We start from the raw sequence: 6,723 nt of genomic DNA on the forward strand, positions 1-6,723 counted from the left end.
GTCTTGAGCTTGGTTTGCAGCAGGCTGTTAACTTGGGCTTGCGATAGGTCTTGCGCTTGGTTTGTGGTGCTAAGGTGCTGCACCACAATGATACAAATAGCTTAAGGGATTCGTAGTTAGGCTCGCTAGTGTGCTACTTTACGATGCTTTGCCACTGAACTAATAAAAAGGGAGATTTATCCCTGGTAGTACGCTTAGCTTGATAAGGTGCACTTGCAAACTTTTAGTCAGGAGCTTGCATTTAAAGTATGGCCTGTGCTGAACTAATATAGAGCTGCACTTTTAGGTGTGTGATGTTTTCTAGCGACTTGAAGATAAGAGTCGTTTTTGGCTACTTAGATCTCGATTAGAGGCATAAGCTGATATCGGTAAAGCCATAGTTAAAGCGTCAACGCTTAAAAGCGTGATACTCTAGGGCTACTTTTGCTCTTAGCTAAGTTTTTTAGGTATGCGCTATGTGCTCAACTAATTTAGTGCTATCGTGCTTGGCTTTTTGACCTTTGCATCGAGAGCGCCTGTTGCGCTCTTATACTGACTGAGGTCACATTGGTGATGATCAAAGTTTTCACTTGCTTTGATGTGGCGTGGAAACTGATACAATCACCACGAACAGTTCTCGAGGGACCATAGGCATGAGGCCTTTGGGATTGCACCTCAAGGGTTCGGCTAGAAGGTAAGGTTTGTTTGGTAGCGTTATCTTATAGCTGTTCAAACTGTATTTTTAGGGGATAACTTATGGGTAAGTCGTTAGTAATTGTGGAGTCTCCGCACAAAGCGAAGGTAATCAATAATTACCTTGGCCCTGACTACATAGTTAGAGCTAGTGTCGGTCATATTCGCGATCTTCCGACCGGAGCCTCAAAAAGTACTACTAAGAAAGTAACTACTCGCACTAAGAAGACCGAGGCAGAAAAGCGTTCTGCGCTCTTTGAGCGTATGGGCGTGGATCCGCTTGATAACTGGAAGGCCGATTATGTGGTCATGCCAGAGAAGAAAGATGTAGTTAAAGAGTTAAAGAAGATTGCCTCCGAGTGCGATAAAGTCTACTTAGCAACTGACTTGGACCGCGAGGGTGAGGCTATTGCTTGGCACTTACATGAAGTGCTTGCGCCTGCCTGCGGTAAAGACACACAGTTTTGGCGTGTAAAGTATCCTGAAATTACACGTAGTGCGATTGCCAAGGCATTTGCCAACCCAGAACAGCTCAATATGAACATGGTCAATGCGCAGCAGACTCGCCGCTTCCTTGATCGTGTTGTAGGTTTCATGGTATCCCCACTGCTGTGGGAAAAGGTCGGCCGTGGCTTATCAGCAGGCCGTGTACAATCCGTTGCAGTTGAGCTGATTGTTGATCGCGAAAGAGCTATTAAGTCTTTCGTGCCAGTTGAGTATTGGGAAATTTTCGCCAATACCTTAACTCCTAATAAAGAGCCATTAAAGGTAAATCTTGCTGCCAAGGGCCGCTCTAAGATTGAGATGCATAACAAAGCTCAAGCTATGGCCGTGCTTGAGGACTTACGTAAGCAAGAATACAAGGTAGCTCGTATCGATTCTAAGAAGGGATCGGCACACGCTCCACCTCCATTTACCACCTCAACTCTGCAGCAAAGTGCCAATCAGCGCTTAGGTTTCTCTGTAAAGCGCACCATGGTTGCTGCACAGAGACTGTACGAGGCTGGTTTTATCACCTACATGCGTACTGACAGCGTTAATCTGTCAAAAGAGGCAATTGAGTCTGCCCGTGAGATCATTGCTGCTAACTATGGTGATAAGTACTTACCTGAAAAGCCAAATTATTATCAGTCAAAAGAGTCTGCTCAAGAGGCTCACGAGGCTATTCGACCATCTCACCCTGAGATGAAGACTGTGCCTTCAACTGTTGATCGTGACGGTCAGCGTCTGTATCAGCTCATTTATGATCGCTATTTAGCCTGTCAGATGAGCAATCAGACTTACGAGTCTCGCGCTATTGTAGTTCAGGCGGGTGATTATCTGTTACGTGCTACTGGCCGTACTGAGATCTTTGACGGTTTCCGTCGCGTGCTTGGCAACAAGTCTGAAGATGTCATGCTCCCTGATGTAAAAGAGGGCGATATCCTTAAGCTTGAAGATTTAGTGCCATCTCAGCACTTTACTCAGCCTCCAGCACGTTTCTCTGAAGCTACATTAGTTAAAGAATTAGAAAAAGACGGTATTGGTCGACCATCTACTTATGCAGCCATCATTGCTACTATTCAGGAACGTGGCTACGTAAAGATCGAGCGTAATCGTTTCTTTGCAACTAAGATGGGTGAGATCGTCACAGATCGTCTGCGTTATAGCTTTGCAAACCTCATGGATCTGCACTTTACTGCATCCATGGAAGAGTCATTAGACGAGATTGCTGCAGGTAAGCGTGATTGGATTGCTAACTTAGATGAGTTCTACAAGGACTTCTCTGAGCACTTAAGCAAGGCCTCTTTGCCAGCTGATCAAGGTGGTATGCCAAATAACAAGGTCATTGAGATCGACATGATGTGTCCTCAATGCGGCAAGTACCACATGGCAGCTCATATGGGCAGAACCGGTACATTCTTAAGCTGTATGGGCTACCACGACTCTTCAGTTAAGGCTGCAGATCGCTGTAAGTGCACTGTAAATCTTACTTATACTCAGGAGCAAACCATTCCTGAGGATATTGAGATGGATGAGGCTACTGAGGCTAAGTTACTGCTCAAATCCAAGCGTTGTCCTAAGTGCGGCGCTACTATGGATGCTTATCTCATTGATAAGAACCACAAGCTCTACTTATGCTCTAATGCACCAGGCTGTGATGGTTACATTCGTGAAGAGGGTGACTACTCACAAGAGGCAGAGGCTGCTTTAGGCCCAACTGTTGAGTGCGAAAAGTGCGGTGGCACCATGGTGCTCAAGGACGGTCGCTTCGGTAAGTACATGCAGTGTACTAATGAAGAGTGTAAGAACACCCGTAAGATCTTAAAGAACGGTGAAGTTGCTCCTCCACGTGAGGATGCAGTAGATCTGCCAGAGCTTACTTGCGAGGAGAACAAGGATTCTCACTATGTTCTGCGTGACGGTGCCTCTGGTATCTTCTTAGCGGCACATAACTTCCCTAAAGTTCGTGAGACACGTCCTGTCTTTGTTGAGGAGTTACGCCGCTTCCGTGACCGTATTAGTCCTAAGTTCTATTACTTGGCTGACGGCCCTGTGGTGGATAATGATGGCAATAAGACTCAAGTACGTTTCTCTCGTAAGACTAAGGAGCAATACTTAGCTTCTATTACTGACGAGGGCAAGCAGACTAAGTGGGCAGCCTATTACAACAAGGATACCAACTCATGGACTATCTCTGAGTTAAAGGCTCGTTCAACCACCACTAAGAAGAGCACAAGCTCAAGCACCACTAAGATGGCAGCTAAAGCCTCTGCTAAGAGTGCTACCAAGACTACAACTCGTAAGACCACCACTAAGAAGACTACTAAGTAGTACTAATTAAGGCCATACGAGTAATATCAAAATGCCGCCACCACCTGCCCATAAAGCAGTTTGGCGGCATTGTCGTTTTTAGCATCCGTCAAAAGCCAAAGCCAAAAGCCAAAGCTAGCGCAAGGGCCAAAAGCAAAGGCACGCGCAAAGTCGCAAGCGCTATCAAGCATTTAAAGATCAAGCAAGCGTTGAAGTAGCAATAAAGCACGTAGGCAACTTAGCAAATGCAGCCAAGATCGTGGGTATCTTGCTTTGCAAGTCGCAACAGTTGGGAATTTTGCCGGCGGCTTTTGTATAATATTCGTTTGCACACCACGATACCAATCAGGACAGGTGCCCTCTCATGATGCTGCCAAAGCTAGGGAGAATAGGTCTGCGTGCAGATTAACTGTCTGTACTACTTAGCAGCTGATGCTTGGTTTTTATGAAAAGGTGTGGTTTTCTTAGTTGTTAGTAGAGGGAAATTACAGTGAGTCGCAGTATGTATTATGCTCTGCCATTGCCTTTAAGTGCTCCGTCACTAATGGCCCGTATGGCAGGTTTTGGATTGCTGCGTGTCCCTGAAGGTCTTGGTTTAGATAGTGCTACCGTAAAGAAGATCATGCTGTGTAAGTACGCTCAGCATGCGCTTATCAAGCCAGCATTCTTGTTTAGACAAGATATTGATCCTAACAACTTACGTGGTGGTGTTAGCGCCCTTGAGTTTATCAATCAGGTAAACGAGCAAGTAAGACCACAAAGCGAGGATGATATTTTAATTACTTATGCCTCGCGTCACCTCTCTGCCTTCAATGGCATGCTGATTCAAAACTTTTTCTTGCCAGATGCGATGAGTCGTTTTAATTATGTAGTCGATCTCAAGACTGCATTAGAGACTTGCTATTACTTTGGCAACGTAAAAGTTAAAAACTCCAAAAGTCTCAATCAGGCCGCCAAAGAATTAGGCTTTACTGGCGATCTTACTAATCAGATGCAACGCATCGATGCCTTGTTCTATATCTACAATCATCTACTTAGCCATGATCTTAAGATCATGAGTTTCTTACATGGTAATAGAGCAGTGCGTTTTGCTGAGCATGCGCCAGGTAAATTCTTAGTGCATGTAAATGAATCTGGCAAGCTGTGTTTATTAAAGGTCTTAAATCAAAGCGATGATCATCGTTTACTTAAGGTCTTAATGAGTGATGGTCGCTCAGTTAAAGTTCAATGTATTAACGTTGATTTAGCACCACTGCTTGCTCCATGTGGCATCTTAACGCCGCAGCGACAAAGCGATCTTGGCTTTAATCTAGCAAATGAGCAGGATCGTTTAAACAATGTAAGTTTTGTAGATTTGCTTGATGCTGATGAGAGCGAGGTTGCTATAGTAAAGGCAGCTCCAGCTTATAGCGGACAAAGTTCAGATGAAGCTGAACTAAATGCCTATGCACATGCTGCAGCCATCTTAGAAAAAGATTTATCTTTTTACGATGCATACTTCTACAAGCTCTCATTGCCTGAGAGAAATGTCTTTGAGCGTATGTCATCTCACGATATTAGGCAGGAAACTAATATCACGCATATTGCTGATCCTAAGAGCAAGTTTGGGCAGCAGGTACTGTGCTATCTCGTTGAGAACTTTCCAAAAGCTGTCTTTGATGGTCAAATCGAGCAGTATCGTGACTACGTAAGCCATACTGTAGCTAAGCGTGCTAGCAGCATTAAAAATGATCTTTCCTTGCTCGTAAGCAGCATCGATCATGACGACAAGAAAGCTGTGGAGCTTTTAAACCGCATCGCATCTTTCTTTTAGCTAGCAGCTAAAAAATGATTAGCCCCTCACCAAAGCACTAGCAGCTAGAAAAAGATACTCATCAACCCAAAGCCACAGTGTTTTGCGCGTAAAGCAGCTATTCGTTATGCAGCTATCAGATGCAAGCGTGGCTATACATTAGCCCCACCATAGCCTAGGATTCATGCCACAACTCCCACGCCATTGCATGGGAGTAAGAATCAGTTTGCTTGCAATGCAATTGTTTATAGAGTGCTCGAGCTATGCTCTATATAGCCATCAAATGCTGCAGTGTTTCTATCGCACTAAGTAGTTAGGCAGCCAATGAGGCTTCTTTCGAGCAAGAACAGGTTTACCATCTAATCCACCTAACGGCATGGTTGATGGTAGTTGTTGTCTGAAGACCGCAATAAGCTCTTCTGGAGAGTCAAGCTCACTGAACAAGTCTGGATCCTGTTGAACTGTCGGCATAGTCTCAATGTCACGCTCCTCTCGAGGCCAAATTGGTAAATTAAGCTTACTAGAGGTACGCAACATTTCTTTACCCTCTTTGGTAGTTGGGCGAAAGAGTTTGGTGCTGATACGGATCATCTTCAGCCAATCGGTCATTTCGATTTCGAGGTTGTATTTCAAAAAGTCGTTGGCATCTGTCTTATATTGAGGGGCCGCAAGTAAGAAAGCATTTACGCTTGGTGCATTGAGTGCAGCTGGATCTACTTTAGCTTTTGCTTGTTTACAGTGGATTGGATATGCCTCTTTTAGTCTTTCAAGCAGAATTTCACGACAAGCACTTGAGTATTCTTTTTTGTGTGCCGATGCTTCTTCACAGAAGAACTCGAATGCATGCGCTGCAGCATTAGCTCTGAGGTGAGGGCCATAGAGTTCAAATTGATGCTTGTCTTTGTAGTATCCAAACAGACCAAACAAATCTATAAACAAAAAGACTACCATGTCTGAAAACTGTGATGTTCTAAACAAAGTAGGCATGGTCATGGTGTGTCTTTGTACAGATAAATTTCTTTGCTTACCTGCCATTTGTTTTTCAAGTAAGTAATCTTGGCTTTCGAGCATAAACCTTATGAAAGGTATGCCAGGTAAAGATTTGGCAGCTTCAACTTTCTTAAGATAATCTTTTGGTAGATCGTAGGTATTGCGCATGGAGAGCCCTCTGAAAACAAAGCTTGTCTAAGAATCCTAACACATAATCAAAGCAAGATAGCAGTGAACTAGGCATCAAAAATAACAAAAAACCCCGTACCACTAAGGCACAGGGCTTGTCAGTCGCTCACCGGTAGGATCGCCATATTTCATTTCGCAGGAATTAGATATGCCTTGAATGAGTGGTGTATGATTAGACTACTAGAAAGCAGATAAGCCCATGGACTACTGTACTCATATCGTAGGCTAGGTTAAGTCTTTTTCTTTGATCAGTATCGAGGTGGATTCTATGACAATGCGTATTATAA

General features: G+C 44.2%; 3 protein-coding genes. 2 read left to right on the plus strand and 1 reads right to left on the minus strand.

Features of this window, described 5'->3' with window-relative positions; genetic code table 11:
• Window positions 1-735: 735 nt before the first annotated feature.
• Together topA and RDO37_RS10670 are read left to right on the plus strand one after the other, a co-directional pair.
• Window positions 736-3,486 (plus strand): type I DNA topoisomerase, encoded by a 2,751-nt coding sequence (gene topA / locus RDO37_RS10665; protein WP_308499070.1) that lies wholly within the window; start codon window positions 736-738, stop codon window positions 3,484-3,486.
• Window positions 3,487-3,955: 469 nt separating this feature from the next.
• The gene (locus RDO37_RS10670) at window positions 3,956-5,278 is read left to right on the plus strand and encodes a hypothetical protein (protein ID WP_308499071.1); all 1,323 of its coding nucleotides are present in this window, start codon (window positions 3,956-3,958) and stop codon (window positions 5,276-5,278) included.
• Between the two features lie 276 nt (window positions 5,279-5,554).
• Here the strand turns inward: RDO37_RS10670 and RDO37_RS10675 are convergent, their stop codons facing one another.
• Window positions 5,555-6,415 (minus strand): hypothetical protein, encoded by an 861-nt coding sequence (locus RDO37_RS10675; RefSeq protein WP_308499072.1) that lies wholly within the window; start codon window positions 6,413-6,415, stop codon window positions 5,555-5,557.
• Window positions 6,416-6,723: the final 308 nt, after the last annotated feature.

Origin of the sequence: uncultured Anaerobiospirillum sp., from assembly GCF_902485895.1 — a bacterium.
Classification (GTDB): domain Bacteria; phylum Pseudomonadota; class Gammaproteobacteria; order Enterobacterales; family Succinivibrionaceae; genus Anaerobiospirillum; species Anaerobiospirillum succiniciproducens.

What these genes read in the sequence shown, in the direction of transcription:
- topA (WP_308499070.1), top strand. Translation starts at nt 736, where the DNA reads ATGGGTAAGTCGTTAGTAATTGTGGAGTCTCCGCACAAAGCGAAGGTA.
- RDO37_RS10675 (WP_308499072.1), bottom strand. Translation starts at nt 6,415, where the DNA reads ATGCGCAATACCTACGATCTACCAAAAGATTATCTTAAGAAAGTTGAA.